Origin of the sequence: Virgibacillus chiguensis, from assembly GCF_900129865.1 — a bacterium.
GTDB lineage: Bacteria > Bacillota > Bacilli > Bacillales > Amphibacillaceae > Virgibacillus > Virgibacillus chiguensis.
In genome coordinates, this window is sequence record NZ_FQXD01000006.1 from 104,423 (window position 1) to 128,942 (window position 24,520).

General features: G+C 36.5%; 26 protein-coding genes and 1 tRNA gene. 6 read left to right on the plus strand and 21 right to left on the minus strand.

Translation table 11 applies throughout. The features are described from left to right. Positions 1-37: 37 nt before the first annotated feature. The 5 genes from gap to rpoN all read right to left on the minus strand — a co-directional run bounded on the left by gap (position 38) and on the right by rpoN (position 4,785). Positions 38-1,045, minus strand: coding sequence for a type I glyceraldehyde-3-phosphate dehydrogenase (gene gap / locus BUB45_RS08735; RefSeq protein WP_073007494.1), 1,008 nt, complete (start codon positions 1,043-1,045; stop codon positions 38-40). Positions 1,046-1,081: 36 nt separating this feature from the next. Then, on the minus strand, positions 1,082-2,113 hold the full coding sequence (locus tag BUB45_RS08740; RefSeq protein WP_073007497.1) for a sugar-binding transcriptional regulator: 1,032 nt from the start codon (positions 2,111-2,113) through the stop codon (positions 1,082-1,084). Between the two features lie 319 nt (positions 2,114-2,432). Next, the gene (locus BUB45_RS08745; RefSeq protein WP_073007500.1) at positions 2,433-3,059 is read right to left on the minus strand and encodes an alpha/beta fold hydrolase; all 627 of its coding nucleotides are present in this window, start codon (positions 3,057-3,059) and stop codon (positions 2,433-2,435) included. A gap of 183 nt (positions 3,060-3,242) precedes the next feature. After that, positions 3,243-3,497, minus strand: coding sequence for a glutaredoxin family protein (locus tag BUB45_RS08750; protein ID WP_073007503.1), 255 nt, complete (start codon positions 3,495-3,497; stop codon positions 3,243-3,245). A 1-nt stretch (position 3,498) separates the two neighbouring features. Further along, positions 3,499-4,785: an RNA polymerase factor sigma-54 gene (gene rpoN, locus BUB45_RS08755; protein WP_073007505.1), complete on the minus strand. Its 1,287-nt coding sequence runs from the start codon at positions 4,783-4,785 to the stop codon at positions 3,499-3,501. A gap of 272 nt (positions 4,786-5,057) precedes the next feature. Here rpoN and BUB45_RS08760 point away from each other — a divergent pair, with 272 nt between their 5' ends. Next, positions 5,058-5,465 carry a ribonuclease HI family protein gene (locus BUB45_RS08760; protein ID WP_073007508.1) on the plus strand — a complete coding sequence of 136 codons (408 nt, stop codon included), beginning with the start codon at positions 5,058-5,060 and terminating at the stop codon, positions 5,463-5,465. Between the two features lie 41 nt (positions 5,466-5,506). Next, a complete protein-coding gene (locus BUB45_RS08765) occupies positions 5,507-6,187 on the plus strand; it encodes a hypothetical protein (RefSeq protein ID WP_084723583.1) in 681 nt (226 codons plus the stop codon). Between the two features lie 256 nt (positions 6,188-6,443). On the opposite strand, the gene aroD is transcribed toward BUB45_RS08765, so the two are convergent. Beyond that, positions 6,444-7,208 (minus strand): type I 3-dehydroquinate dehydratase, encoded by a 765-nt coding sequence (gene aroD / locus BUB45_RS08770; RefSeq protein WP_170861734.1) that lies wholly within the window; start codon positions 7,206-7,208, stop codon positions 6,444-6,446. Positions 7,209-7,769: 561 nt separating this feature from the next. On the opposite strand from aroD, the gene BUB45_RS08775 reads away from it, so the two are divergent. Then, a complete protein-coding gene (locus BUB45_RS08775; RefSeq protein ID WP_073007510.1) occupies positions 7,770-8,327 on the plus strand; it encodes a shikimate kinase in 558 nt (185 codons plus the stop codon). A gap of 182 nt (positions 8,328-8,509) precedes the next feature. Here BUB45_RS08775 and BUB45_RS08780 read toward each other — a convergent pair whose 3' ends face one another. The 5 genes from BUB45_RS08780 to pxpB all read right to left on the minus strand — a co-directional run bounded on the left by BUB45_RS08780 (position 8,510) and on the right by pxpB (position 11,217). Then, entirely contained in the window at positions 8,510-8,821 is a 312-nt protein-coding gene (locus BUB45_RS08780; RefSeq protein ID WP_073007513.1) for a YolD-like family protein, read from the minus strand. Between the two features lies 1 nt (position 8,822). Continuing rightward, positions 8,823-9,038 carry a hypothetical protein gene (locus BUB45_RS08785; RefSeq protein ID WP_073007515.1) on the minus strand — a complete coding sequence of 72 codons (216 nt, stop codon included), beginning with the start codon at positions 9,036-9,038 and terminating at the stop codon, positions 8,823-8,825. 85 nt (positions 9,039-9,123) lie between these two features. Continuing rightward, positions 9,124-9,318, minus strand: coding sequence for a hypothetical protein (locus tag BUB45_RS19545; protein WP_170861735.1), 195 nt, complete (start codon positions 9,316-9,318; stop codon positions 9,124-9,126). A 161-nt stretch (positions 9,319-9,479) separates the two neighbouring features. Next, the gene (locus tag BUB45_RS08790; RefSeq protein WP_073007517.1) at positions 9,480-10,475 is read right to left on the minus strand and encodes a 5-oxoprolinase subunit C family protein; all 996 of its coding nucleotides are present in this window, start codon (positions 10,473-10,475) and stop codon (positions 9,480-9,482) included. Then, on the minus strand, positions 10,468-11,217 hold the full coding sequence (gene pxpB / locus BUB45_RS08795) for a 5-oxoprolinase subunit PxpB (RefSeq protein ID WP_073007521.1): 750 nt from the start codon (positions 11,215-11,217) through the stop codon (positions 10,468-10,470). Before pxpB ends, BUB45_RS08790 begins: the two co-directional genes overlap by 8 nt. Before the next feature lie 211 nt (positions 11,218-11,428). Between pxpB and BUB45_RS08800 the strand changes: the two genes are divergently transcribed. Together BUB45_RS08800 and BUB45_RS08805 are read left to right on the plus strand one after the other, a co-directional pair. Continuing rightward, on the plus strand, positions 11,429-12,187 hold the full coding sequence (locus BUB45_RS08800) for a LamB/YcsF family protein (RefSeq protein ID WP_073007524.1): 759 nt from the start codon (positions 11,429-11,431) through the stop codon (positions 12,185-12,187). A gap of 19 nt (positions 12,188-12,206) precedes the next feature. Beyond that, positions 12,207-13,436 (plus strand): NRAMP family divalent metal transporter, encoded by a 1,230-nt coding sequence (locus BUB45_RS08805; protein WP_073007526.1) that lies wholly within the window; start codon positions 12,207-12,209, stop codon positions 13,434-13,436. A 531-nt stretch (positions 13,437-13,967) separates the two neighbouring features. Here BUB45_RS08805 and BUB45_RS08810 read toward each other — a convergent pair. Next, positions 13,968-14,366, minus strand: a complete 399-nt coding sequence (locus tag BUB45_RS08810) for a RidA family protein (protein ID WP_073007529.1) — start codon at positions 14,364-14,366, stop codon at positions 13,968-13,970. Between the two features lie 455 nt (positions 14,367-14,821). Continuing rightward, positions 14,822-14,894 (minus strand) — tRNA-Arg (locus BUB45_RS08815). Between the two features lie 222 nt (positions 14,895-15,116). Here BUB45_RS08815 and clpP point away from each other — a divergent pair. Further along, positions 15,117-15,704: an ATP-dependent Clp endopeptidase proteolytic subunit ClpP gene (clpP, locus tag BUB45_RS08820; RefSeq protein ID WP_073007532.1), complete on the plus strand. Its 588-nt coding sequence runs from the start codon at positions 15,117-15,119 to the stop codon at positions 15,702-15,704. Positions 15,705-15,738: 34 nt separating this feature from the next. On the opposite strand, the gene BUB45_RS08825 is transcribed toward clpP, so the two are convergent. The 8 genes from BUB45_RS08825 to BUB45_RS08860 form a co-directional block, all read right to left on the minus strand. Further along, complete coding sequence (locus tag BUB45_RS08825) at positions 15,739-15,993, minus strand: HPr family phosphocarrier protein (RefSeq protein ID WP_073007535.1); 255 nt, start codon at positions 15,991-15,993, stop codon at positions 15,739-15,741. Between the two features lie 209 nt (positions 15,994-16,202). Then, complete coding sequence (whiA, locus tag BUB45_RS08830) at positions 16,203-17,147, minus strand: DNA-binding protein WhiA (RefSeq protein ID WP_073007538.1); 945 nt, start codon at positions 17,145-17,147, stop codon at positions 16,203-16,205. A gap of 180 nt (positions 17,148-17,327) precedes the next feature. Then, on the minus strand, positions 17,328-18,287 hold the full coding sequence (locus tag BUB45_RS08835) for a gluconeogenesis factor YvcK family protein (protein ID WP_073007542.1): 960 nt from the start codon (positions 18,285-18,287) through the stop codon (positions 17,328-17,330). Position 18,288: 1 nt separating this feature from the next. Then, positions 18,289-19,170, minus strand: a complete 882-nt coding sequence (gene rapZ, locus BUB45_RS08840) for an RNase adapter RapZ (RefSeq protein WP_073007825.1) — start codon at positions 19,168-19,170, stop codon at positions 18,289-18,291. Positions 19,171-19,221: 51 nt separating this feature from the next. Next, entirely contained in the window at positions 19,222-19,692 is a 471-nt protein-coding gene (locus BUB45_RS08845; RefSeq protein WP_073007544.1) for an NUDIX hydrolase, read from the minus strand. A gap of 468 nt (positions 19,693-20,160) precedes the next feature. Continuing rightward, positions 20,161-21,135, minus strand: a complete 975-nt coding sequence (gene trxB / locus BUB45_RS08850) for a thioredoxin-disulfide reductase (RefSeq protein WP_073007828.1) — start codon at positions 21,133-21,135, stop codon at positions 20,161-20,163. Positions 21,136-21,202: 67 nt separating this feature from the next. Continuing rightward, positions 21,203-22,201 carry a tetratricopeptide repeat protein gene (locus BUB45_RS08855; protein WP_073007546.1) on the minus strand — a complete coding sequence of 333 codons (999 nt, stop codon included), beginning with the start codon at positions 22,199-22,201 and terminating at the stop codon, positions 21,203-21,205. A 432-nt stretch (positions 22,202-22,633) separates the two neighbouring features. Then, positions 22,634-24,304, minus strand: a complete 1,671-nt coding sequence (locus tag BUB45_RS08860) for a glycerol-3-phosphate dehydrogenase/oxidase (protein WP_073007549.1) — start codon at positions 24,302-24,304, stop codon at positions 22,634-22,636. Positions 24,305-24,520 lie beyond the last annotated feature (216 nt).

The window sequence follows — 24,520 nt, forward strand, 5'->3', positions numbered from 1 at the left end:
AGGAGGAATAACCATGCTCCTCCCCCGCTATTTTTTCTTATAGTCCTTTGTTTTTCATTAATACTGCTAAATCAACACAGCGAGCAGAGTAGCCCATTTCGTTATCGTACCAAGAAACAACTTTCACTAAGTTATCTTCTAGAACAATAGTAGACAAACCATCTACAATGGAAGAATGCTGGTTACCTAAAATATCTGTAGATACAAGTGGTGCTTCACTGTATTCAAGAACACCTTTTAGTTCACCGTCTGCAGCTTCTTTTAGTGCTGCATTGATTTCTTCTGCTGTTACATTCTTATCTAATTCAGCTACAAGGTCAACTAGAGAACCGTCTGGTGTAGGTACACGCACAGCTCCACCATTTAGTTTACCATTTAATTCTGGAAGAACTTTCCCTACTGCTTTAGCAGCACCTGTTGTTGTTGGAATAATATTTTGTGCTGCTGCACGAGCACGACGATAATCTTTATGTGGCAAATCAAGGATTTGCTGATCATTTGTATAAGAGTGGATTGTAGTCATTAGTCCACGTTTAATACCAAAGTTGTCATGTAATACTTTAGCGTACGGTGCCAAGCAGTTTGTCGTACAAGATGCATTCGATACAACATGATGGTTAGCTGGGTCATATTCTTTATCGTTAACACCCATTACTACTGTTAAATCTTCGTTTTTACCAGGTGCAGAAATAATAACTTTTTTTGCACCTGCATCAAGATGCTTTTGTGCATCTTCTCTATTTGTAAAACGTCCTGTAGATTCCATAACAATTTCTACACCAAGTTTATCCCAGCCTAATTGAGCAGGATCTCTTTCAGACATTACTTTAATTTCTTTTCCACCAACAACAATATTTGAACCATTGACAGAAACTTCTTCCTTCAACATGCCATGGACAGAGTCATACTTTAATAGATGAGCTAGCATTTCAGCGTCAGTTAAGTCGTTGATTGCTACTACTTCTACATCTTCATTTTGTAGAGCTAGACGAAATACGAGACGTCCTATTCTACCGAAACCGTTAATTCCTACTTTTACTGCCATGATAATTCCTCCTAAAAATGAATTAAATTATATATATTAAAGGGTGGATATTCCCTTTAAAATCTCTTCCGCCGCTGCTTCATCTGTAATGAGCAGGTTTGTTGTTGCTCGTTTGAAATAGGAAGCAATTGCTTGCGCCTTGGAGCGACCGCCAGCAACGGTAACAACAAAAGGAACTTTTCCTAAATCTTCTAGTTGTATTCCGACTGTACGCACCTTATGTACAACATTTCCCTTTTTGTCGAAATAATAACCAAATGCTTCACTAACTGCTTGATGTTTGCGTAGTTTCTCCACAATATCTGCAGTTGTTTTCCTTCTGTATGCCATCGTTAACGCATCACCAATACCATGCATTACAACAGTTGCAGTTTTTATTTGCTGCAATGTTTCTTTGACGCTTGGCTCTTGGATAATCATTTGATAAGCCGATTCACTTAACGGATCAGGGACATAAAGTAGCCGATAGTCACCATGAGCTTTACGAGCCATTTCAGCTGCGATTGTGTTCGCTTGGTTCTCTACCTTTTCACCAATACCCCCTCGAGCTGGAAGAAAAAGGGCTTCATTGCTTTGTTCAAAAGGTGTCATTGCCGCTGCAATAGCAGCCATTGTCGTTCCACCAGTTACAGCAATGGTCGGATGTTCACCAACCATGTTTTTCAAACTGGCTACACAAGCTTTTCCCATTTCTTGCTTGACCCACTCATGATCATCACTATTTCCAGGAACAACGATAACATCAGTAATGGACAGTGCATCTTTTAGTTTGTTTTCTAGTGCGCGCAAGTCCATAATTTCATTCATAAATGTACCTAACTGTTCCAAGATTAATTTACCCGCTTTTGTGATAAACATACCTTTAGCAGTAATTTGAATTAAATCTTGCTCCTGTAAAAGTTCTATTTCTCCTCGTACAGTTCTCTCGGTAACATTTGTGTTATCAGCTAATCCCCTGCGACCTATTGGCTCCAACAAATCTATAGTGCGTAACATTGCATAACGTCGTTGCATCACATCCAACAGATCAGGTAGCAGCCTTTTTTGTAGTTGAATCAAGTTTCTCATTACGAAGGACTCCTTCACCTGGTCTTTTGGAGTCCCGGGTGGAATTAATACGTCCCGGAAGCTGCAAAAAAAAATTTTCCTTGCTTTATGTTTTCTTGCTTACATGTATATTATACCAAATTTATTTATTTACACAACCGATTTAATGTTAAAATTATGTGAAGCAAATTTAATTAGACAAAATATGAAGTAAAACTTGGCTTATCGCCAAGTCTTTATATCAATAATACAGTTTCTTAATTCGATAAACCTTAACACCAAAATAAGTAATTTGGTAGAACCTTTTATTAAATCGTTGACAAAATGAATTTAGAGTCAGTTATTTTCTCTCATAAAAAGCTTTTAGTATTTTCGCTAATTCTCTCGAAGCTTGTTCATTTACTTCATGTCCTGCATTGTCAACCATTTGAAGTTCTGAATTTGAAATGTATTCTGCTAATTTTTTTGATGCTTTTTTGTTTACATGGTCTTTCCTACCACAAACAACCATAGTATCGCACATAATATCACTTAATTTTCCACTGAAATTAAGCGTAGTCATTGTATTTGTTAGCTGAATAAAGTCTTTCTTTTCGAAGCCTATATTTTGAAAGGAAGACTTCGGAACACACTTAAATACCATATTTTGCAATTTCAACAACATTTTCGGCATGTTATATTGCACAGCTATTAATACTAATGAATCTACCTTTTCAGGATAATCAATTGTATAATTTAAAGCTAATACTCCGCCTAATGAGAGCCCACAAAGATGTAACGGTTCGTCAAAATTTTCACAGTAGGTATTGAAACTATCATACAAATTTTGATACGTGACCTCTTTATGCTGAAGCATCGCAGAAAGGTTTGGACTATATATATTACGATATTCGCTTAAATAAGCAATCGTATCCTGCCAACTGGATGCACTTTGCCCAAGCCCATGAATAAAAACAACATGCCCCATATACAACAACCTTTCGCTATTATTTTTAAAAAACTGTAGGATAGTAACTTATATCAGATAAGATTTATGTTCTAATAAGCTCTTCGTACAGCATGTTTAAATATTTTAAGCTTATATCAAATACTTGATGTATTTTTGAAAAAAAGCACATAAAGCACTAGCAAGAAAAATAATGTGCATATCTCATTTTTTATTACCTACATGTTGATCTAAAAGAATTTTTAACGTATGCCAATTTAGTTGGGATGCGTCCAATATTGCATTATTTACTTTTACACAAGGAATTAATAACTGGTATTCCTCTAACCAAAGATCATTCGTATAAATATCACATTCTCGAATTTCGAAATCGTATTCATCTTGAAAAAATTCTAACATAAACTTTGCTTCATTACATAAAAGGCAAGCTTTTTTTGTATAAAAATGGATCGTTACCAAACTAACATTCCTTTCTTTTCGTAGATGATGGTATTTGTAGTTGCTCTCTATATTTCATGACTGTACGTCTCGCAATTTGAATTGTATATTTCTCAGCGATCAATTTTCGTAACTTCTCATCAGACAGCGGCTTATACTTATCTTCCTGCGCTATAAGGTCAGCAATCATATTCTTAATTGCAAGTGCAGAAGCTTTGGTGCCGTTGCTTTGCTTAACGCCAGATTGCAAAAAGAAATTTAATGGTAAAATGCCATTTGGTGTTTGCACATATTTATGAGCAATGGCCCTACTTATAGTGGAAACGTGTAATGCCAATTCTTCTGCAATATCTTTTAATGTTAATGGCTGCATCATATGTGTGCCCTGTTCAAAATACAGAGATTGCTTTTCAACCATACATTGAATAACACGTTCTAATGTATCACCTCGATAAGTAATCGCTTTTTTCACCATTTCTATTTGCGTTTGTTTTTCTTTAATATATTTCTCCGTTTCTTTTCCAACCCCTTCCATATGAAAATATGCCTCATTTAAAGTGATTTTTGGCTTGCTCCACGAATAAAAAGATAATTGCCATTTCCCATTTTCTTTATAAATAGAAGCTTCTGGAATAATGTAATGATCTATCTTCGTATCAAGTAAGTGCCCTGGTTTCGGGTGGCATGCTTTAATTTGTGCAAATAAACCCTTTACATATGTTTCACTTTTACCGTATTCATTGGCTACAGCTTCTACATCTTCTTCCGCTACCCATTGTAAATGATTTTCTAATAAATTATGTACTAATGGTTTATCCGCAGCAGAAATTTTTAATTGTAATATAATACATTCGCTTAAGGTTCTGGCGCCAATTCCAGCTGGTTCTAGTGATTGGATAAGTTTTACCGCTTGCTCTACCTGCTCTAATGTCGCATGACACTGCTTTGCCCAAAGTTGTAACTCAACATCCAAGTAACCGTTTTCATTTATGGAATCAATACCATATAACACAATAGGTCGCATTTTTTCAGGTATATGTAATATATATAACTGTTTTTTCAAAAGGTCGTACATGCTTAACTCACTTGCATTGATTTCTCCAGGTGCTATAACATCGTCCGTTGATGAACCATATGGAAGAGTAGGGTCATCATAGTTTATTTCTTCAATGAGCGGGTTTTCTTTTTCCAATTCTTTTAAATAATCCACCAGTTCTGTATTGGAAAGTTGTAATATTTGAATCGATTGCATTAAGGATTGGTTCATCTTCCACTGTAAGACTTGTTCATTAACAAGTTGTAATTTCATGACCATTCCCCTTTCTCTGCCCTTTCATTTATTGTGCCATAAAAACAAAAATCCTTCTAGAGAAGACCATATTGTCTTTTTAAAAAGAACTTATAACACATGTGGAATCTATTCTTTTACTATCATGAAGTCAACATTGTATCCTTTTCTATCGTATAGCAAAGCATATTTTATAGATTATTTCCCTTTTATTCTCCATCTAAAAGTGATTAACGTGTTTCTACACCATCTTATATGCTATAATCAGCTTACACATAAGGAGGAACATGCGCATGATAGAGGTATATACAGACGGTGCATCCTGTGGTAATCCAGGACCAAGTGGTGCGGGTGTTTATATCAAACATGGACAGAAACATTATAAATACAGCTATTTTTTAGGGGATTTTTCCAACCATGAAGCGGAATTTCATGCAGTTATTAAAGCTTTAATGATCTGCAAAGATACATTCCCTTCTGATATTTTATCTTTTCGATCTGATTCTAGAATCGTTGTAGATACAATCGAGAAAAATCACACCAAAAACACCCTGTTCATCCCATTATTACACCAAATATGTGAGCACGCCTCTGATTTTCCGCACTTTTTTATTAAATGGATTCCGGAAAAACAAAATAAGCAAGCAGACAAATTAGCTAGAATAGCTATTCAGCACCAAACAAATAGGCAGAATAGTTGAGGTTTTTTAAGTTATTCTTGTTTAGACAAGGAGTGTTTACATTGGACCCTGGCGAAATATCTGTTTTAGTAGCAAGTATAAGCATAAGGGAAGAAAAGCATGGATTTACTATTATTAGTATGTCCCCTGCTTTAACGCTTATCGGAAGCGGAAGAAGTGCAGTTGTATGTAAAATCCGATCGACAAATAGAGTAATTAAAGTATTTCCATCAGGTTATGAGCATATAGCGGGCGAAGAAGCTACTGTTTATGAACAATTACAAGATTGTGCTTTATTTCCGGAGCTATACGCAAGTGGTGCTAATTATCTCGTACTCGATTATATTGACGGAGTTACCTTATACGATTGTTTAGTTCAAGGAATCCCTTTTACAAAGAAGCATATTGATGAAGCTGATCAAGCATTTGCATATGCAAAACGACAAGGTCTAAACCCAGCTGATATCCATCTACGAAATATTATTCTTACACCTGCGAATACGATTAAAGTAATCGATGTTGCTAGATTTAAACAGGAGGAGTATGACCAGCAGTGGGAAGATATTAAATTCTATCTTCATTCCATCTATTTCAAGAGGTATTGCCCAAATAGAATACCAATTTTGGTTTTGCGAAGCATTGCGACATTATATAAGAACAAACTAACGAGCAGGTTGCTTGGTAGGCGAAAGCATGTTAGAAAAACTGGTCTAATTGCCAATTCAATGTGGAAAAAGCCGTAATGTTGCTTATGCGATAAATCTTAAAACATTTATACTTTCCCTAGTGAAACCGTTCTATTCTGCTAATCAAAAATATGAGAAAAACTTAGCTTGTCGTCTAATCTTATGTTTTCCTAAAAGTTCAAGAAGTTCAACTCTCTCTATTAGTCGCCAACAACTCCACCACTTTCCACTCTTGTGGATTGCTTGAAGTACTTTAAAAATAACTTTCAACAAGCAAAGCTACATCGTTTTATAGCGAGGTAGCTTTTTATTATTATTTCGAATAACGATGGATCGTTTGTAGCATATATCTTAATTCAACAGCTGTTATTTGTCCGGGAGCAGAAGCTTGTATCGCCGAGCCAAAAGAAGCGGCAGAACCTACAACTTCTCCTCCAATCCTACTTAATATACCTAATGGCCCCATTGCTATAGTAATGAATGGCTTTTGGGCATAGGTTGATTTCATTTTTGCCGCAACTTGTAATAGACGCAAAACATCTTCTTCATTTTGCGGCATTACCGCTAATTTTACAATATCTGCTCCAGTCTCTTGCATGGCTATTAGACGTGCTAACATGTCTCCATTAGCCGGAGTGGTTTGAAAATCATGGTTAGACATTAGAACAATTACATTATTTTGTCGAGCGCATTGTATCAGTCTTTCTGTAATCGTTTGTTCCATGTATAGTTCAACATCAATGACATCAATGCATCCTGACTCTATAACTTGACTTAATAATTCTTCATAGTAGTTAAGCGTTACTTCTTTCCTCCCCCCTTCTTTATAAGTACGGAAGGTGAAAAGCAATGGAATATCATCGATTAACTTTCTAATTTCTGCTAGTGAACGAAGTACTTTTTCTATATTATTGACATGTAAGAAAGCATCCGCACGCCATTCTATCATATCAGGTTTTTCCTGCTTAGCTTCACTTAATTCATGGCTCATTTCTTGCAATGTTTTTCCCATTATTGGAATGATAATCTTTGGCATTCCTTTTCCTAAATGTAAATTTTTAATTTTTACCGTCTCCACACCTAACGCCTCCTCGTATACTATTTTTACTATTTCACCCATTATTACGAACATTTTATGTTTTTCTGTTTGAAATTTTATACATACTTGACATTCGCAAAAAGCGCAAGCTCATGCTCTTTCCGCTGGGAGTCAGCACCTTGGTTCAAGCCTGATCATCATTCATAGACAATAGCAAATCATCTGTTTTACATATCGCCGCTTCTATTAAATATTTATTATAAGTCTATTAGACAGGATTGCCAACAAAAATATAATTTTCCTTGTACAAGTCACTAGCTTTTCGCTTATAATAAATAAAATATAACTTATTGTTTGCTTTTTGTTAAAAGTAATGACTAGCTAGAAGCCGATGCGCCATTATAAAATAAAATAATCTTATTACATGTAATTTTCTCTAATGAAAGATAGCAAAACTTCTTTGATGTAAGGGGCTGTTACACCTCCGCTCCCCAAATTAGAACATGTAAATCATATGAATAACCAAATGAGTGAAGAATAAGATCCTTATTAAACAGAAGACTCGCTTTATTTGCAAGTCAAAAAGAAAGAGGTAACCCAATGTATAATGAAATCCCTATACGTCAAAAAAGCATTGTTTTAATTGGATTTATGGGAGTTGGTAAAACTTCTATCGGTAAATCAGTAGCTGCAAAACTGTACAGAGATTTTATTGATGCTGATCAGGTCATTGAAAACATATTTAAAATGCCAACCACAGATATATTTAAAACATATGGCGAACCGTTTTTTAGAAAAAAAGAAAAAGAAATCATTCGTAGTTTATGTGAACAAAAGTTAAAAATCATCTCATTAGGTGGAGGTGCTTTCCTACAAGAGGAAATTAGAAGCATTTGCTTAGAAAAGTGTATTGTTTTCTACCTTGATTTATCTTGGGATTCATGGAAGGATAGAATTAATTTACTCATTGACAGTAGACCTGTGTTACAAGGAAAAAGCATAGCAGAAATCAAGCAATTATTTCATGAACGTAAAGTCATCTATCAAACGCATCATTCAACAGTACAGACCGATTCTCTCATGATAGAAGAAGTAGCAGATTATATTGTAAAAGCTTTAAAAACAGCTTGGGATATTTACGAACCGCAAACGAAATAGGTAGGATGTCAACAAGTGATATTTATAAACGAAGATACTTTCAAGAGCTAATAAATGTCCATCAGATTTAGAATAATTTGGCTATCGCCAAGCCTTTCTGGCGATAGCAAAAGCATTCCCTTTTTTTATCATACACATAAGGGCGGCCCACCAATTAGAAATGCAGACCAACCATCATACTACTACGTCCATATATCCAACACTTGCCTCCGCTTGATTGCTTTGCCTGATTGCAAATAAAGACACTCATTTGTGATCTGCTTTACCTTCCCTTTGCTAGTTAAAAAATCACGACCATTGAAGTACTTAATTTCAATAACGATACCCTGACGAACGGCAGCTTGTAATTGGACATCCAACTCCTCCAGCTTTTGTTCGTCCAAAATAGGCATTTTTTTGCGCTCAAGCTTTTCCCACATATCCTGAAGTACATCCACATGCTCTGGTAACATCATAGAGGTCCATTTTATCGTCCCTCGATCATATATCTTCATCTTATGCACTTCCCTTTCTTTTCACACGATCACAAGAAAGGATATAGCTAAATTTAAACCTGCGAACTTCTTTACGATAAAAACAAAATGCTATAAATGCGTCTTCGTATATCTCTATCACACGTATGAATCGTTGTGTTATTTGGTTATTTTGATCCATATAAAACAGAACCAGTTTTTGCTTGTTCTCCTTTGACCACTGTAACATGGAGTTCATCGTATAGCCCCCTAAAGAACGTTTGTTCTCATTATACCACAAAAAACCGCACGTGTGTACGTTTTTTAGTCATTTCAAAAGAAATCTACGATTGAGATTCTGTATCTTGCCGATCTTTCGTTAATGCTACCAAGGAAAGTGCTTCTCGAACAATGGAATTAATTTTTTCGTGAACAAGAGCTTCTCCATATACTTGTTTAGCTGCTTCAATTTGCTCGACAACATCATCAGTAAAAGAAATGAGGGGGGGCGTCCGCTTCCATATTGTTATACAGCTCAATAAAAGTATCTAACGCTTTATCAAATTGTTTACTTTCTTCTTCTGAAGCCTTCATCATGCATCACCTTCCATAAGTTTGCCCCAAAAACAAAACGAACAAACTATAAAAAAAGGAAAAGCGCTTTTTCACCCCCTACCCCTCTCGCAGCACATATTCTCGCTCATCCTAAGGCTTTCCATTTAATACGAGCTGCTATTTGCTGTAATATACGCTTATGTTCTAACAATATCGCCTCCGCTTCCACTAAACGCACCTCTTGAAAACGAACAGAAGTATTTGGTCGTGTTTGAGCAAGCGTGGCTAAATCGGCCGAAATAACTTGAGCAATTTTTGGATAACCTCCTGTAGTTTGGCTGTCGGCCATTAAAATAATAGGTTGTCCATTTGGAGGAACTTGGATGGTTCCAAATGTAACTGCTTCGGAAAGCATATCAAATTTTTCAGTCAAGGATAGCAAGTGACCCGTTAAGCGGTACCCCATTCGGTCTGATTGCGTTGTAATGGTATAATTTTCATGAAAGAACGCGTATTTACTTCCTTTATCGAATTGCTCAAATTCATTACCTTTCATAATTCGAATGAATGAATGATTATGAAAGGTAATGAGTGGAGAAGGATTGACTGACCAAGATAAATGATCAGGGGCGCGTTCTAATTGATGCACGAGTGCTTCTGCTATAGGACTCCTATCACCACAAGCAAAAGTATCGCCTTTTTGTAAGGTCCTTCCACCATATCCACCTATGCCAGCTCTTACATACGTACTTTTACTATCCATTATTTTTGGTACATGAATACCTCCAGCAAAGGAAACATAGGCATAGCACCCTTTAATAGCAAATCGAAACTGGAGAACAGAACCTTTTTTCACTAAAATCGGACGCCACATAGGTACTGGTTTCCCATCTAATTTGGGCGTTAAATCGCCTCCAGTAATAGCAATAACATGCGATTCATTAAATTGTAAGGTTGCTCCAGCTAACGCCATTTCTATTACCGCTTCTTTTTCTTCATTTCCTACTAGCAAGTTAGCAATCCGTAAAGAATAAGCATCCATTGGTCCGCTTACAATTACTCCATATTTTTGATAGCCAAATCGACCCAAATCCTGAACTGTTGTATACAGACCTGCCTGGAGCACACGTACACTATTCATTCTCCTTCCCTCCCCATCGATATTGCCTATACTCCTCCAGGGATATGGATACGAACTGTATCGTATCACCAGCTTTTAACAAGGATGGCGGTACTTGATCAGGTAAAAATAAATCAATGGGGGTACGGCCAATAATTTGCCAGCCTCCTGGCGTCGCTAAAGGATATACCCCTGTTTGTGCTCCAGCAATTCCCACTGATCCTGGTGCAATAGTTAAGCGGGGTGTATTTTTGCGAGGAGTAGCAATTTGTTTACTCATACCACCAATAAAAGGAAAACCAGGGGCGAAACCAAGCATATAGACCAAATATTCTTTTTCCGTATGAATACGAATGACATCCTCGATGGACAAATTGTGATAATTGGCGACATACTCTAAATCTGGGCCATAATCACTACCATAGAGAACAGGGATGACAACCTTTTGGCCAATAAATATTTTCCTGTCATCGTTTAATTTATGTAGTAGCCCATTTATGTAAGTCTTTACGATCTCAAAAGGAGATACAGGTGTTATATGAAAAGGCTGCGATTCATACACCGTATAAGGATCATAATAAACAGTCACATTAAGGTAAGCAGGCACACATTCTATAAATCCAACAAAAGGGGTATCTTCTAAAAGAGTTACGAATTGCAATATTTTTTGGTGTACGATTGGGTTTAAATCATCTCCTAATTGTACTATAAGAGCAGATTCATTAAACGGCCAAATCTTTACTTTATTTAGAACACAACTCATTCAATTACCTTCTTTAATCCATTTTTTGAAATAATGATAAAAACATATACTGATTATACGACTTATAAAAATAGTACGTCAATATGACATGTGACAAAATTCTAATTAAACAATAAATAACAATCTTTTCAACATAAAAACAATATGCTACTATTTCTTTATACTAAAAATTTAAAAACTAGTATTAAATCTATTGAAGAGGAAGAAGATAATGGTATATCAAGTAGACTTAAATTGTGATATGGGAGAAAGTTTCGGAAGGTATAAACTAAGTGAACAAAAGGAAATTTTAGCGTATGTTTCCTCAGCTAACATCGCTTGTGGTTTTCATGCCGGAGACCCTACTGTAATGAGAGAAACAGTGCAGCTGGCTCTAGAAAATGGAGTGAAGATCGGAGCGCACCCTGGCTTGCCAGATTTAATTGGATTTGGAAGGCGAGAGATGGCGATCACAGCTCAACAGGCTTATGATATGGTTGTATATCAAATTGGCGCACTACATGCTTTCTTAACTACATACAATGCGCAAATGCAACACGTGAAGCCTCACGGCGCCTTATATAATATGGCCGCCAAAGACAAGGAATTGGCTGCTGCCATTGCGCAAGCTGTAAATGATTTTTCCACAAATCTAGTATTGTATGCTTTATCTGGCAGTGAACTTGCGAAAGCCGGAGAAAAAATCGGTTTGACGACTGCCCACGAAGTATTTGCCGATCGCACTTACCAATCAGATGGCTCATTAACTTCTCGTAATGAAAATAATGCATTAATTACCAACAGAGAACAAGCAGTATCGCAAGTAATTCGTATGGTGACAGAGAGTAAAGTCATTTCTACACAAAACAATGCTGTTCCACTAAAAGCAGATACCATTTGTATCCATGGAGATGGTAAACATGCTCTTGAATTTGCTGCTTATATAACCGATGCGTTCCAAAAACACAACATCCGAATTTCCCCAGTTTAATTGAGAAAGGAAAAACTACATGACTGCAAAGAAAATACATTCTCAACTTGAGACAAAAAAAGTGAAAAAGAAATCTAACAGAAGCATTCTTCTTGGAGCAGCCTTTTTAATGGCGACTTCATCAGTAGGTCCAGGATTTTTAACACAAACGACTGTATTTACACAACAGTTAGCAGCAAGTTTTGCCTTTGTCATATTCGTTTCTTTATTATTAGATGTGTTTGCACAGCTAAATATTTGGAGGATTATTGCAGTAACAGAGCTACGAGGTCAAGAAATTGCTAATAAAGTCCTCCCTGGGCTTGGCATTATTTTAGCAATTCTCATCGTGTTAGGAGGTCTCGCTTTTAATATAGGAAACGTTGCTGGAGCTGGCCTAGGTTTAAATGCTATGCTCGGTTTAAGCCCCATTTATGGAGCAATAATAAGCGCCATTTTTGCTATCTTGATTTTCACCATAAAAGAGGCCAGTAAAGCAATGGATAAAGTGGTACAAGTTGCTGGCTTTATTATGATATTATTAATGCTCTATGTAGCTTTTAAAACCTCTCCACCTGTTGGGGAAGCGATGATAAACACGGTAAAGCCAGAAAAAATTAGCATGTATGCCATCATTACTTTAGTTGGAGGAACTGTTGGTGGTTACATCACCTTTGCAGGTGGACATCGTTTGTTAGATGCTGGAATAAAAGGAGAAAAAAATTTATCCTACGTAACAAAAAGTTCTATAACTGGCATCGTTGTTACAGGTGTAATGCGTGTGGCCTTATTCTTAGCAGTTCTCGGTGTTATCTCACAAGGACTAAGCATAGACCCTAGCAATCCCCCTGCTTCCGTTTTTCAACTAGCCGTTGGTGATATAGGGTATCGACTGTTTGGCGTAATTATGTGGGCAGCAGCTATAACTTCTATAGTTGGAGCAGCCTATACCTCTGTTTCATTTATTCGTTCTTTTAGTCCAGCGATCGAAAAATATCATAATTGGATTACCATTTTATTTATTATCATTTCTACAGCTACATTTGCTTTCATTGGCAAACCTGTTCAGATGCTTATATTAGTAGGGGCTTTAAATGCCCTTATCTTGCCACTTGCTTTAGGAACCCTATTGGTGGCTGCAAATAAGAAAAGAATTGTTGGTTCGTATAAACATCCACTTTGGTTAACAATAACTGGAGGAATTGTAGTTGTGTTGATGGGTTACTTAGGCATTCTAACAATGGTAGAGCAAATTCCTTTGTTTTTTTAGAAAAACTTGGTTAGCACCAATCTTTATAGATCGAGGAGAAAGGAACCTATCTTTTTGGATTGTGTTCCTTTCCCTCGCATATCTGTGTGGGAGTTATAAATGCACACGGATCCTCTCCAATATCTTTCTCAAAATGCAGCTAATCCTTTCCCTTCATTCGTAAGTTTAAAACCCGGATTTCGGAAGGAGAAAGATGCGCAAAAACAGCTGAACGCTTCCCATGTGAACGGCTTATGCTTGCTTCTGCGGTTCGTCCACTTCATTTACAAGTTATTTCCATAATAGATGCTGGCTCGAAATGCGTGCCATGGTAGTTTACTATAGTACAAATTAAGCGTATCCTTGAACCGATAGAGAAGAACCCCCACACCTCAAGCTAAGTTGTAATTAATTTGCCTGTTCTTTAGGACGTATTACTCCAACTTCAACATGAAACTTTCCAGCAAATATAAAACACACCCTCCATTGCTACGAAATGAGCAATAATGGAGGGTGCATACAAAACAAATTCCAAAATGCAAAGAAATACTTTTATTCAGGCTTAGCCGCCCATAGTTCAATTTCAATCTTTATTTCTGGTAAGCCTAATTCAGAGATATAGCCAATCGTCATTGCAGGGTAATTTTCACCAAATAGGCCATCCCACTCATAATATAGATAGTCCCAATCGATCTTTTCTGTAGCCCAAATATTTACTTTAATGATGTTATTCTCATCTAATGCTTCCGATTCGAGAACATGTTTCATATTAATAAAGGTGTTTTTAACTTGAGTGTTAAAATCAATCGGGATATCTCCCTTCATGTCCACTCCAATTTGCCCTGAGGTTACAAAAAGATCTGCTTCTTTAGGTATTCTTGTAATATGCGTATAGTTACCCACTGGAGTGGGCATTGTTACAGGGTTTTTTCTAGTAATTTTTCCGTTCATTTTATTACCTCGCCATCAAATTATTCTACTATTATTCTTCAAAAGCTATTTTGGGCACACTTCACCAATTTATATAACTTTTAGAAAAAAACAGCAGTAGAGTATCCATATCCCATTGATAAATAAGCAAGTATTTTTTTCTTCATGAGCTAGATACTCCTTCCTTAAAGATGACAAAGTAAATTCTTTATTTAATATACCACATTCTTTTTAAATCCACAATTATAGCATTAAGAATTAACCTCATTAGATTTTTTAATTCCATTCATTTTTTGGCATGCTGCACTTTTACTGCACAACTATTCCTTTATAGAAAAAATAAAAACGCCCCTTTTATTACTTACATAGACAGTAATACAAAGAGACGTTTTAGTCATCTAATAAATTATAAAAAATCACAGTATGAGGTACCATAAAAACTTCCGATGGTTTTCTCGGATATAAAATCTTTTTTACGCGCCCGGAGGGATTTGAACCCCCGACTCACGGTACCGGAAACCGTTGCTCTATCCCCTGAGCTACGGGCGCATATTTTTATTTTGAATGAAGACACATAGGATATTATAACCTGTATTCTAATAATAGACAACCCCTTTTTTCTTTTATATGTTTATTTTCATAGAAAACGGGAATAAATGGATGTATATTTGTCAAACTTCAATGTTTATTGTTTGACCTTATTTGACCTATTAGTTATGATAAATATATCGATATCAAAGATATACGAATAGATAGAGGAGGATAATTGTTATGAATTTAATACCAACAGTAATTGAACAAACTAACCGCGGTGAACGCGCCTATGACATCTACTCACGCTTACTTAAAGATCGAATCATTATGTTAGGAAGTGCGATTGACGATAACGTTGCAAATTCCATTGTAGCCCAATTATTGTTTCTAGACGCAGAGGATCCTGAAAAAGATATTTCACTATACATCAACTCACCAGGTGGATCAATCACTGCCGGCATGGCAATTTTCGATACAATGCAACTCATTAAGCCAGATGTTTCTACAATCTGCACAGGAATGGCAGCATCTATGGGGGCATTCCTATTAACTGCGGGTGCCAAAGGCAAGCGTTACGCATTACCTAATAGTGAGGTAATGATTCATCAACCACTAGGTGGAACACAAGGGCAAGCAACAGACATAGAAATTCATGCACGTCGAATCATTCAAATGCGTGAAAAAATTAATCAAATCCTTTCTGAACGAACAGGACAGCCAATTGAAGTCATTGAACGTGACACAGATCGCGATAACTTCATGACAGCTGAAAAGTCTGTAGAATACGGTTTAATTGATAAGGTACTAGAGCGTAAACCTGATTAAAGAACATAGAAAACCACCCTTTTTGGGTGGCTTTCTATGTTTCAGAAACAAACTTTGTTAACCTTTCAATAGCCTGTTCTTCATCTGTTCCGTCAGCAATAAGTGTAATCTCTTCTCCAGCAACTATAGCTATGCTCATTAATCCCATAATGCTTTTTGCGTTCACTTTTTTCCCATTTTTTTCAATGAAAACATGAGCATGAAAACGATTTGCTTCTTGAACAAATTCCGCTGCTGGTCTAGCTTGTAGACCAGTAGAAAGATTTACTTTAATTATCCGTTCAACCAATTAGATCATCCTCTCTCCCTCTACAGTAAGCGTTATCATTCTCCTCTGATATCGCTAGCATCAACCTAAAAGCCTTCCCATATCGCTTTTACTTTATGCAAACTATTACTACAACATGGGAGAGAGGAACCCCTCTCCATGTTATCGCATCTATGCAAAACATTTATAATTTACAACCATTATATCATGGTACATTTTGTAAGCAAAGATTAAGGTACAAACTCGCCATTTCTAATTTTTTCGGCGAAGTCATCGATTTTCTTCAAACGATGATTTACACCTGATTTAGATATCTTACCACTTTCTACTAATTGGCCTAATTCTTTCAAGGAAACTTCTTGGTGTTTCACACGGAGAACAGCAATTTCCTTGAGCTTTTCTGGTAGCTGCTCCAAACCAACTGTACGATCAATGAACTGTATGTTTTCAATTTGGCGAAAAGCTGCTCCGATTGTTTTATTTAAGTTTGCTGTTTCACAGTTAACAATACGGTTAACCGAATTGCGCATATCTCGAACAATACGCACATCTTCAAATTTAAATAGAGCATTATAAGCACCAATTATACTTAAGAATTCTGAAATTTTTTCTGCTTCTTTTATATAAACTATATACCCGTTTTTTCGTTCTAATTTACGAGCATGTAATTCAAATTGGTTAAGCAAATCACAAAATGAATTATTATGTTCCTCATAAATATTAAAAATTTCCAGATGGTAAGAAGACGTCTCTGGATTGTTCACTGACCCACCAGCAAGAAATGCTCCACGCAAATAAGCTCTCTTACAACAAGACTTATGAATAAGATGATCAGAAATAACCCGATTAAACGTCATTGGTTCTTGCAAAATATGGAGATCTACTAAAATTGGTCTTACACCTTCATTCAAACGAACAATATATACATTATTTTTTTTCAATTTCATTTTCTTTCTTACTAATAATTCCACTCTTGTATCATAAGTTGCTTTAATTAAAGAATAAATCCTTCTCGCTATAGCAGCATTTTCCGTCTGTATATCCAAAGTATATTTTTGCTTTGATATTGAAATTGCCCCATTCATTCGAACTAATGCAGCTAATTCCGCATATTTACAGCAATCATCTACTTCGATTGCTGTTAATTCTTTTTTTATTTCGGAAGCAAAGGACATACTTATCCCTCCCTTCTACAGATCAATAGTAGGTGCTATTAACGGCGGCCACCAAGGCTACAGATTACATTGTTTCGTTTTTAAAATAAATTTTTCTGTGAAAGCTATTTCCTTTCTTGCTCCTATTACACTAGTTCTTCAAATACAAAATTGACGTGACACCTTTTTTATCTACAATATTCATTTGTTCAAAAGCGAATGTAGCAATGATGCAATTTTATGATTATCATGCCTTAAAGTAGGCTGTGTCGGATCAATAATATCTCCCTCTATAATTTGCAGGCCCATACCTATTAAACGCTCTATATCATATACCACGGGAGAAGCGTTTTCTTCTGCATACATCTCTCGTATCGTTTTTTCAATGGGTTCATTATGTACGACAATCGCATCAACACTCGCTTCTCCAATATGATCACAAATAGCTTGCACGTGGTCAGCAGCTGTATAACCAGTAGTTTCGCCCTCTTGCGTCATGACATTACAAACATATACCACTTGGCATTTTGCATTTTTTATTGCTTCTGCTATTTGTGGCATAATGATGGTCGGCATGATACTTGTATACAAGCTACCAGGTGCAATAACGATTAAATCGGCATTATTTAGAGCACGTACTGCATTCGGTAATGGTTCAACAGGCTGCGGGCTTAAAAAAACACGTTTTATTCTTTTGTTAGATAAAGGAATTTTCGACTCCCCAGACACGATTGTCCCGTCCTCCATTTCAGCATGGAGCGACATGTTATCATTTGAGATCGGATATATTTTTCCTTTTACATTTAGGACGCGAGAGATTTCTCTAATCCCCATATTAAAATTCCCCGTAATCGAACTCATTGCTGCTAGGAGTAAATTTCCAAGTGAATGACCAGATAAGCCATTACAAACATCAAAACGATGCTGAAATAATTCAATTAACATCGGTTCAGCATCAGATAAAGCTGCAATCACGTTACGAATATCCCCTGGAGCAGGAATTGCCATTTCATTACGTAACCTTCCCGTACTTCCTCCATCATCGGCTACAGTAACTAATGCTGTTAAATGAATAGGTAAATCCTTCAGACCTCGGAGTAGGACAGGCATCCCCGTTCCCCCTCCAACAACTACTACATTCGGACGTTTCTCCTCAGTCATATTATTGTCCCTTTCTTTTATCAATATCACGATGCGTGACGTGTGTAATATAGTCTTTATGCAATTCTTTAGCGAAATGTTCAGCCAGTGCGACGGAGCGATGCTGCCCACCAGTACAACCAATGGCAACAACCAATTGTGACTTTCCTTCTTTTTTATATTGTGGTAACATGAATTGCAATAAATCAAGTACTTTTACGATAAATTTTTGTGTATCTGTCCATCGAAATACATAAGAAGATACATCTTTATTTAAACCTGTTAATGGTTGTAAATTTGTTACATAATGAGGATTCGGCAAAAAACGAACATCGAATACAAGATCGGCGTCAATTGGTAAACCATATTTGAAACCAAATGAAACCATGTGCACAGAAAATACTTCTTGATCTTCTTCTGAATACTTTTGAACAATCTTTTCACGAAGCTCTCTCGGCTTTAAATTCGTCGTGTCAATAATTCTTTGTGCTCTTCCTCTTAGTTCATCCAATATTTCTCGTTCTTGCCGGATTCCATTAAGCGGTAAACCTCCAACCGCCAGCGGATGTGAGCGCCTCGTTTCTTTATACCTACTGACAAGCTTTTCATCTTTTGCATCTAAGAATAGAACATGTTCATCTAACCATTCTTCATCTGCTAAAGTATCCAAAGATTCAAACAAGGAATCAAAAAATTCTCTAGCACGTAAATCCATGACAATAGCTACCCGCTGTATATTGTTTGTAGAATCTCTCATGAGTTCAATAAATTTTGGCAATAATGTAGGAGGAAGATTGTCAACGCAATAGTACCCTAAATCTTCAAAACTTTGCACTGCAACCGTTTTACCGGCACCTGACATTCCTGTAATAATTACTAATTTTGTTTCAAGATTTTTACTCATATTCATTATCTCCCTCTTTCATTGGCTTCCTTGCAGAATGACATTAGAAAATTACTTCGTATCGGACGAACCATCTATTCGATAGGTAATCAAATCATCTTTAGGTGTATAAGTAAAAGTTCCTGATACAACATGTTTACTTTCCAGAATATGCTTATAAATTAACCGGTCACCTTCAGCCATCGGTAACTGTAATACCTGATTCACGGGAACCCATTGCAGCTCTCCTTCTCTACAAAAATCTGCCAGTTTACCGCTGTAGTCTTGACAAGTGAATGTATACATCATCCATTCTTTCATCTGTTGATCATCTTGTAAAACATTGAATGTAAATACCCCAGCTAAACGCGGATTTTGAATAGTCAAATTAGTTTCCTCTTTATATTCTCTAATAACGGCTTCTTTTATCGTTTCACCAGATTCCATCTTTCCACCAGGCATTGCATACCAGCCATGCTTCGGTTTTTTTAATAATAAAATATGGTCTTGTTTTAATAATATGCAATTTGCTACTTGTTGCATTCCTATCACCTCTAAATGAACCGAAACTAAATAAACAAACTTTCTTTCCCTATCTAATTATACTAGTTTTATGTTGAAAATGAAACTTCCTAAAAGCAAGAGAATGACAAGCTATGATATGGAGATGGAAACATATGCTAATGAGGCGCTACTAACGAGAAAGGAAAACAGACTTTATTGCTTCATGACACAGCAAGAACAAATTTCGGGAGTGTCTTCGTTTCTTCTTTTCGCAAAAACTTGTCTATCACCCGGGTGTTTTTAGGAAAATCTTTGTTGTTTTTGTTATACTTTACGTCTAAAAACAGAAAAAAACACAGATACGTGATCTGTGTCCATTAACTAATCTATCTATTAAAAGGGGGTCAATTAGTTATTTTTATTATAACCCATGAATATTGCGCTTATATTACAGCGCGATTAAAAAGCAATGACTCATCGTAAATTTTTCTTAAAAGAAACCTCTAATTACGAATGTGTTGCTTTTAACTCTTCCATTAAATCTTCCACATATTTAATGGCCTGTTCAGCTGCAATACTTCCATCACCAGTCGCTGTAACAATTTGACGTAACGTTTTTTCACGAATATCACCAGCAGCAAATATACCAGGAATTTTTGTTTCCATATTTTCATTGGTTGGAATGTACCCTTCCTCATTGGTAATACCCAACGATGTAAAAGGTTCACTTAAAGGTACCATGCCGATATAAACAAATACACCATCAATTTCATGATCGTAGGTTTCACCAGTGTTATTGTTCTTTAAAGTAACGCTTCCTACTTTCCCGGCGCCTTCGTTAATTTTTTCTACGACAGTATCCCAAATAAAGTCGATTTTTTCATTGTCAAAAGCACGATCTTGCAAAATACGTTGAGCACGTAATTCATCACGTCGATGAATAATGGTTACTTTGTTAGCGAATCGCGTTAAATAAATGCCTTCTTCCACTGCAGAGTCTCCCCCACCAATAACAACAAGGTTTTTATCTTTAAAAAACGCTCCATCACAAACAGCACAATAAGAAACCCCTCGACCGCTAAGCTCTTCTTCCCCAGGGATGCCCAATTTTTTATATTGTGCACCAGTAGTTATAATAAGTGCTCGCGTATGGTATTCTTTTTGTCCAGCAACAATCGTTTTGTACGCTCCATGATCTATTACTTCTTTAATATCACCATACGCATACGTAGCACCGAACTTTTTCGCATGCTCAAACATTTTATTTGATAAATCTGGTCCTAAAATATGATCATAACCTGGATAGTTTTCAACATCCTCTGTATTCGCCATCTGGCCACCCGGTATACCACGTTCAATCATTAGTGTCTCTAAATTAGCTCGAGAGGCATAGACAGCCGCAGTCATTCCGGCTGGGCCTGCTCCTGCAATGATTACATCATACATTTTAATATCAGACATTGTATTCGCCTCTTTTCTCATAAATAATTCAGCCATACTTAGCTTAATAAACAAAACAACTTTCGTCTATTATTCTGCTCAAGGCGCTTCAACACTCATGCCAAGGTGTATTTTCGTTTTTTAGTTCAGGATGTTTTTTACACCCTTCCCTCCAAATAGACATGGCTTTTTCATGGTCTCCTATATGGTATGAAGCTAATGCATAAAAGCGAAAATATGATAAATGCCCATTCAATTTGTCTTTTTTAAGCATTTTAAACCTATCTACAGCAGCTGCATACTGCCCTGTTCGGGCTAATGTTACTGCAATACGTAATTTTTGTTGCTCGTGAATTGGATATACTTTTAGTAATGGCTCGATATAGAAATTATATGCTTCCATTTGACCTAAATAATAATTAAATATAGCTAAATTACTGCATCCATATAGTGAAGTTGGATTTGATTCCATTTCTTCAAGCTCCATATGAACCGCTCGCTGTTCATAACCTAAAAAAAAGAGCGTTTCTGCATATTCATGCTTTATATTTGGTTGATTTGGAAACAAGACAAGCATTTCCTCTAAAATATGCATCGCCTTTTCCCACTCATGATGCTCCATATGGTAAAAAACCGTTTCCTGGTAGATAAGAAGCTCATCCTCTTCTTCCAACTCTTCATCCTCTAGGTCTTCTTCAATTTCTAGTAGTTCTAATAAATGGAGTACTTCTTCTTTAAAGTCGCCATTCGGATCTTTTTCCATATAGAGATGAGCGTACTTTTTTGCATCATTTAATAAGCCTAAATGAGCAAAATTGTTTGCTATTAAATAGTAACAATCGACATTCTCAGAAACCTTTAGTATATTCATTAAAAGGTCATTTGCAGCATGATATGCACCAATTTCCGTATATATAATAGATAATTGACATTGATATAAAGTTTCATCAGGCTTGTGATCAATTGCCTTTTTTACCCACTTGACAGCACTATCAAATTTTCTTTTTTGGAAAGCTTCTATACCTTTTGTAAAATAAAAATCACCTTCAGGAATAAAAGGGAGAACGTTATTTTGTTTTCCTTTCGTTTTACTCGTAACTTGCTGCATAAATATCCCCCTAATTTGTAGACATACAAATTAAATTATACCATATTTAATAGCACGTTGGTATAGGTTCGAATAAGAGTAAAGCTTGAAGCTATCCTACAGGAACAAAGGCGCAAGCGCCCGGTTAGCAACGTAGCGAGTGGAACGAATCAACGAAAGTTTTAGGAATCATGCTCCTGCAACAGGAGTATGCCGGCGCACTCCGGCAAGCACGTCTTTAGTCGGTCTTCCTATTTAGCAACGAACCGATAATGACTTATCGTAAGGTGATTCGTGAAGTCGCCTAAGTGCTGGGCGATGGAGTCGGACGTGGCTCATTCGGTTATTTGGTTATCACATAACATCAAATTTTTATACTTTCTTATCTCTGTACAAAACTCCGTGAACTTTCAACAAAAACGAGCATCTCCTAATAGATGCCCGTTTCTGTTTTTAATTATTTACTACCGGATGAATAGCCTCTTCCATTGCTAAACTTAATTCATCTGTATACTTCTCTACTTCCTCCTTCGTCCATTGTAATACCTTAGCCATATATGAAATAACTTTGTCTTTATGAGCCTTCACCCATTCTATTTCAAAAAATAATGCCCCAGTTCGTCGAATAAAGAAGTCTACAGGCTTATACGCTGCCTCGAACTCTACCGCATATACAAGTTCTGCAAAAAGACAACGTTCAATTCCTTCAGCACTTGCTTCTTGCTGTCTATCACGGTAAAATTCTAAGATCTTATCAAAATTCGATCCATACCTGTAAATTAATCTTCTAGCTGTCGAATCATCCATCCCTTCTGAGACTGCTTCTTCTGTCTTACGAATAACAAATTTGGCAAACCCTTGCGAGCCACCAACTTCTCCACCTGAGATTGGGAGATGTACTGTATCAGATTTAGAATATAAGATACCTTCTTCTTCTTTTAACTGCTGTGTAACTTTATCCACGACATCTTCAGCCATCTTACGGTAGCCGGTTAATTTCCCCCCAGCCATTGAAATCAGCCCAGAATCAGAGACAAATATTTCGTCTTTACGTGATATTTCTCCTGGATTGTCTTTCCCTTCTTCAGCAATCAATGGGCGTAAACCAGCCCAGCTCGATTCTACATGGTCGGCAGTAATATTTAATGACGGGAACATATAATCAATAGCATTCAAAATATAGTCACGATCAGAAACTGTCGTTGTCGGATTCGCGATATCCCCTTTGTAACTCGTATCTGTTGTACCGACATAGGTTACATTTTCACGAGGTATTGCAAAAATCATGCGACCATCTGGGCTATCAAAGTAAATAGCTTGTTGTAATGGGAAAACTTTTTTTGAGAATACAAGATGAACCCCTTTTGTTAAATGTAGGGCTTTCCCTTGTTTCGATCCGTCTATTTCTCTTAACTCATCCACCCATGGTCCACCGGCATTAATCATTTTTTTGGCATGCACTTGATAACGTTTTCCTTTAATTTGATCTTCAATAATAGCACCTGTTATTTGTTTATTTTTATCATATATAAAGTCCACCACTTTAGCATAGTTAGCTGCATGTGCCCCTTTTTGTACAGCTTTTTTCAATACTTCGATCGTTAATCGGGCGTCATCCGTCTTATACTCTACGTAATAACCGGCTCCTTTCAAGCCATCTTGTTTAATCAACGGTTCCTTTGCCAAAGCCTCTTCCATATTTAACATTTTTCGCCGTTCTGATTTTTTTACACCAGCTAGCAAATCGTATACGCGCAAACCAATATTTGTCGTAACTGGTCCAAATGTGCCTCCTTTATAAAACGGCAACATCATCCATTCTGGCGTTGTTACATGTGGGCCATTTTCATACACAATGGCTCTTTCCCGTCCTACTTCTGCTACCATTTTAACTTCCATTTGCTTTAAGTAACGAAGCCCTCCATGGACAAGTTTTGTTGAACGACTAGAAGTTCCTGCTGCAAAATCTTGCATCTCCACTAGCCCTGTTTTCATCCCTCGCATTGTAGCGTCTAAAGCAATACCGGACCCAGTAATCCCTCCGCCAATGACCAATAAATCCAGCTGCTTACTTTCCATATGTTTTAAGTTATCCTCACGTTGAAAGCTTGAAAAAGTATGCATTCTCCATCACTCCCTAAATATTCGACTATTGTTTCTATATATCCATACCCCATTTACAGGATACGCATGTATAAAATGGAACGAAAATATATTTACACATAAAAGGATAAACGAATATTATTCATCAATGCTGCGTTTAGAAAAACTTGGCTAGATGTATACGATAAACCAAGTGTAAAAAAAGAAAGCCACAAAACAAACTAATATAACATATAT

What these genes read in the sequence shown, in the direction of transcription:
- gap (WP_073007494.1), bottom strand. Translation starts at nt 1,045, where the DNA reads ATGGCAGTAAAAGTAGGAATTAACGGTTTCGGTAGAATAGGACGTCTC.
- BUB45_RS08740 (WP_073007497.1), bottom strand. Translation starts at nt 2,113, where the DNA reads ATGAGAAACTTGATTCAACTACAAAAAAGGCTGCTACCTGATCTGTTG.
- BUB45_RS08745 (WP_073007500.1), bottom strand. Translation starts at nt 3,059, where the DNA reads ATGGGGCATGTTGTTTTTATTCATGGGCTTGGGCAAAGTGCATCCAGT.
- rpoN (WP_073007505.1), bottom strand. Translation starts at nt 4,785, where the DNA reads ATGAAATTACAACTTGTTAATGAACAAGTCTTACAGTGGAAGATGAAC.
- BUB45_RS08760 (WP_073007508.1), top strand. Translation starts at nt 5,058, where the DNA reads ATGATAGAGGTATATACAGACGGTGCATCCTGTGGTAATCCAGGACCA.
- BUB45_RS08775 (WP_073007510.1), top strand. Translation starts at nt 7,770, where the DNA reads ATGTATAATGAAATCCCTATACGTCAAAAAAGCATTGTTTTAATTGGA.
- BUB45_RS08780 (WP_073007513.1), bottom strand. Translation starts at nt 8,821, where the DNA reads ATGAAGATATATGATCGAGGGACGATAAAATGGACCTCTATGATGTTA.
- BUB45_RS08785 (WP_073007515.1), bottom strand. Translation starts at nt 9,038, where the DNA reads ATGAACTCCATGTTACAGTGGTCAAAGGAGAACAAGCAAAAACTGGTT.
- BUB45_RS08790 (WP_073007517.1), bottom strand. Translation starts at nt 10,475, where the DNA reads ATGAATAGTGTACGTGTGCTCCAGGCAGGTCTGTATACAACAGTTCAG.
- pxpB (WP_073007521.1), bottom strand. Translation starts at nt 11,217, where the DNA reads ATGAGTTGTGTTCTAAATAAAGTAAAGATTTGGCCGTTTAATGAATCT.
- BUB45_RS08800 (WP_073007524.1), top strand. Translation starts at nt 11,429, where the DNA reads ATGGTATATCAAGTAGACTTAAATTGTGATATGGGAGAAAGTTTCGGA.
- BUB45_RS08805 (WP_073007526.1), top strand. Translation starts at nt 12,207, where the DNA reads ATGACTGCAAAGAAAATACATTCTCAACTTGAGACAAAAAAAGTGAAA.
- BUB45_RS08810 (WP_073007529.1), bottom strand. Translation starts at nt 14,366, where the DNA reads ATGAACGGAAAAATTACTAGAAAAAACCCTGTAACAATGCCCACTCCA.
- clpP (WP_073007532.1), top strand. Translation starts at nt 15,117, where the DNA reads ATGAATTTAATACCAACAGTAATTGAACAAACTAACCGCGGTGAACGC.
- whiA (WP_073007538.1), bottom strand. Translation starts at nt 17,147, where the DNA reads ATGTCCTTTGCTTCCGAAATAAAAAAAGAATTAACAGCAATCGAAGTA.
- BUB45_RS08835 (WP_073007542.1), bottom strand. Translation starts at nt 18,287, where the DNA reads ATGACTGAGGAGAAACGTCCGAATGTAGTAGTTGTTGGAGGGGGAACG.
- rapZ (WP_073007825.1), bottom strand. Translation starts at nt 19,170, where the DNA reads ATGAGTAAAAATCTTGAAACAAAATTAGTAATTATTACAGGAATGTCA.
- BUB45_RS08845 (WP_073007544.1), bottom strand. Translation starts at nt 19,692, where the DNA reads ATGCAACAAGTAGCAAATTGCATATTATTAAAACAAGACCATATTTTA.
- trxB (WP_073007828.1), bottom strand. Translation starts at nt 21,135, where the DNA reads ATGAGAAAAGAGGCGAATACAATGTCTGATATTAAAATGTATGATGTA.
- BUB45_RS08855 (WP_073007546.1), bottom strand. Translation starts at nt 22,201, where the DNA reads ATGCAGCAAGTTACGAGTAAAACGAAAGGAAAACAAAATAACGTTCTC.
- BUB45_RS08860 (WP_073007549.1), bottom strand. Translation starts at nt 24,304, where the DNA reads ATGCATACTTTTTCAAGCTTTCAACGTGAGGATAACTTAAAACATATG.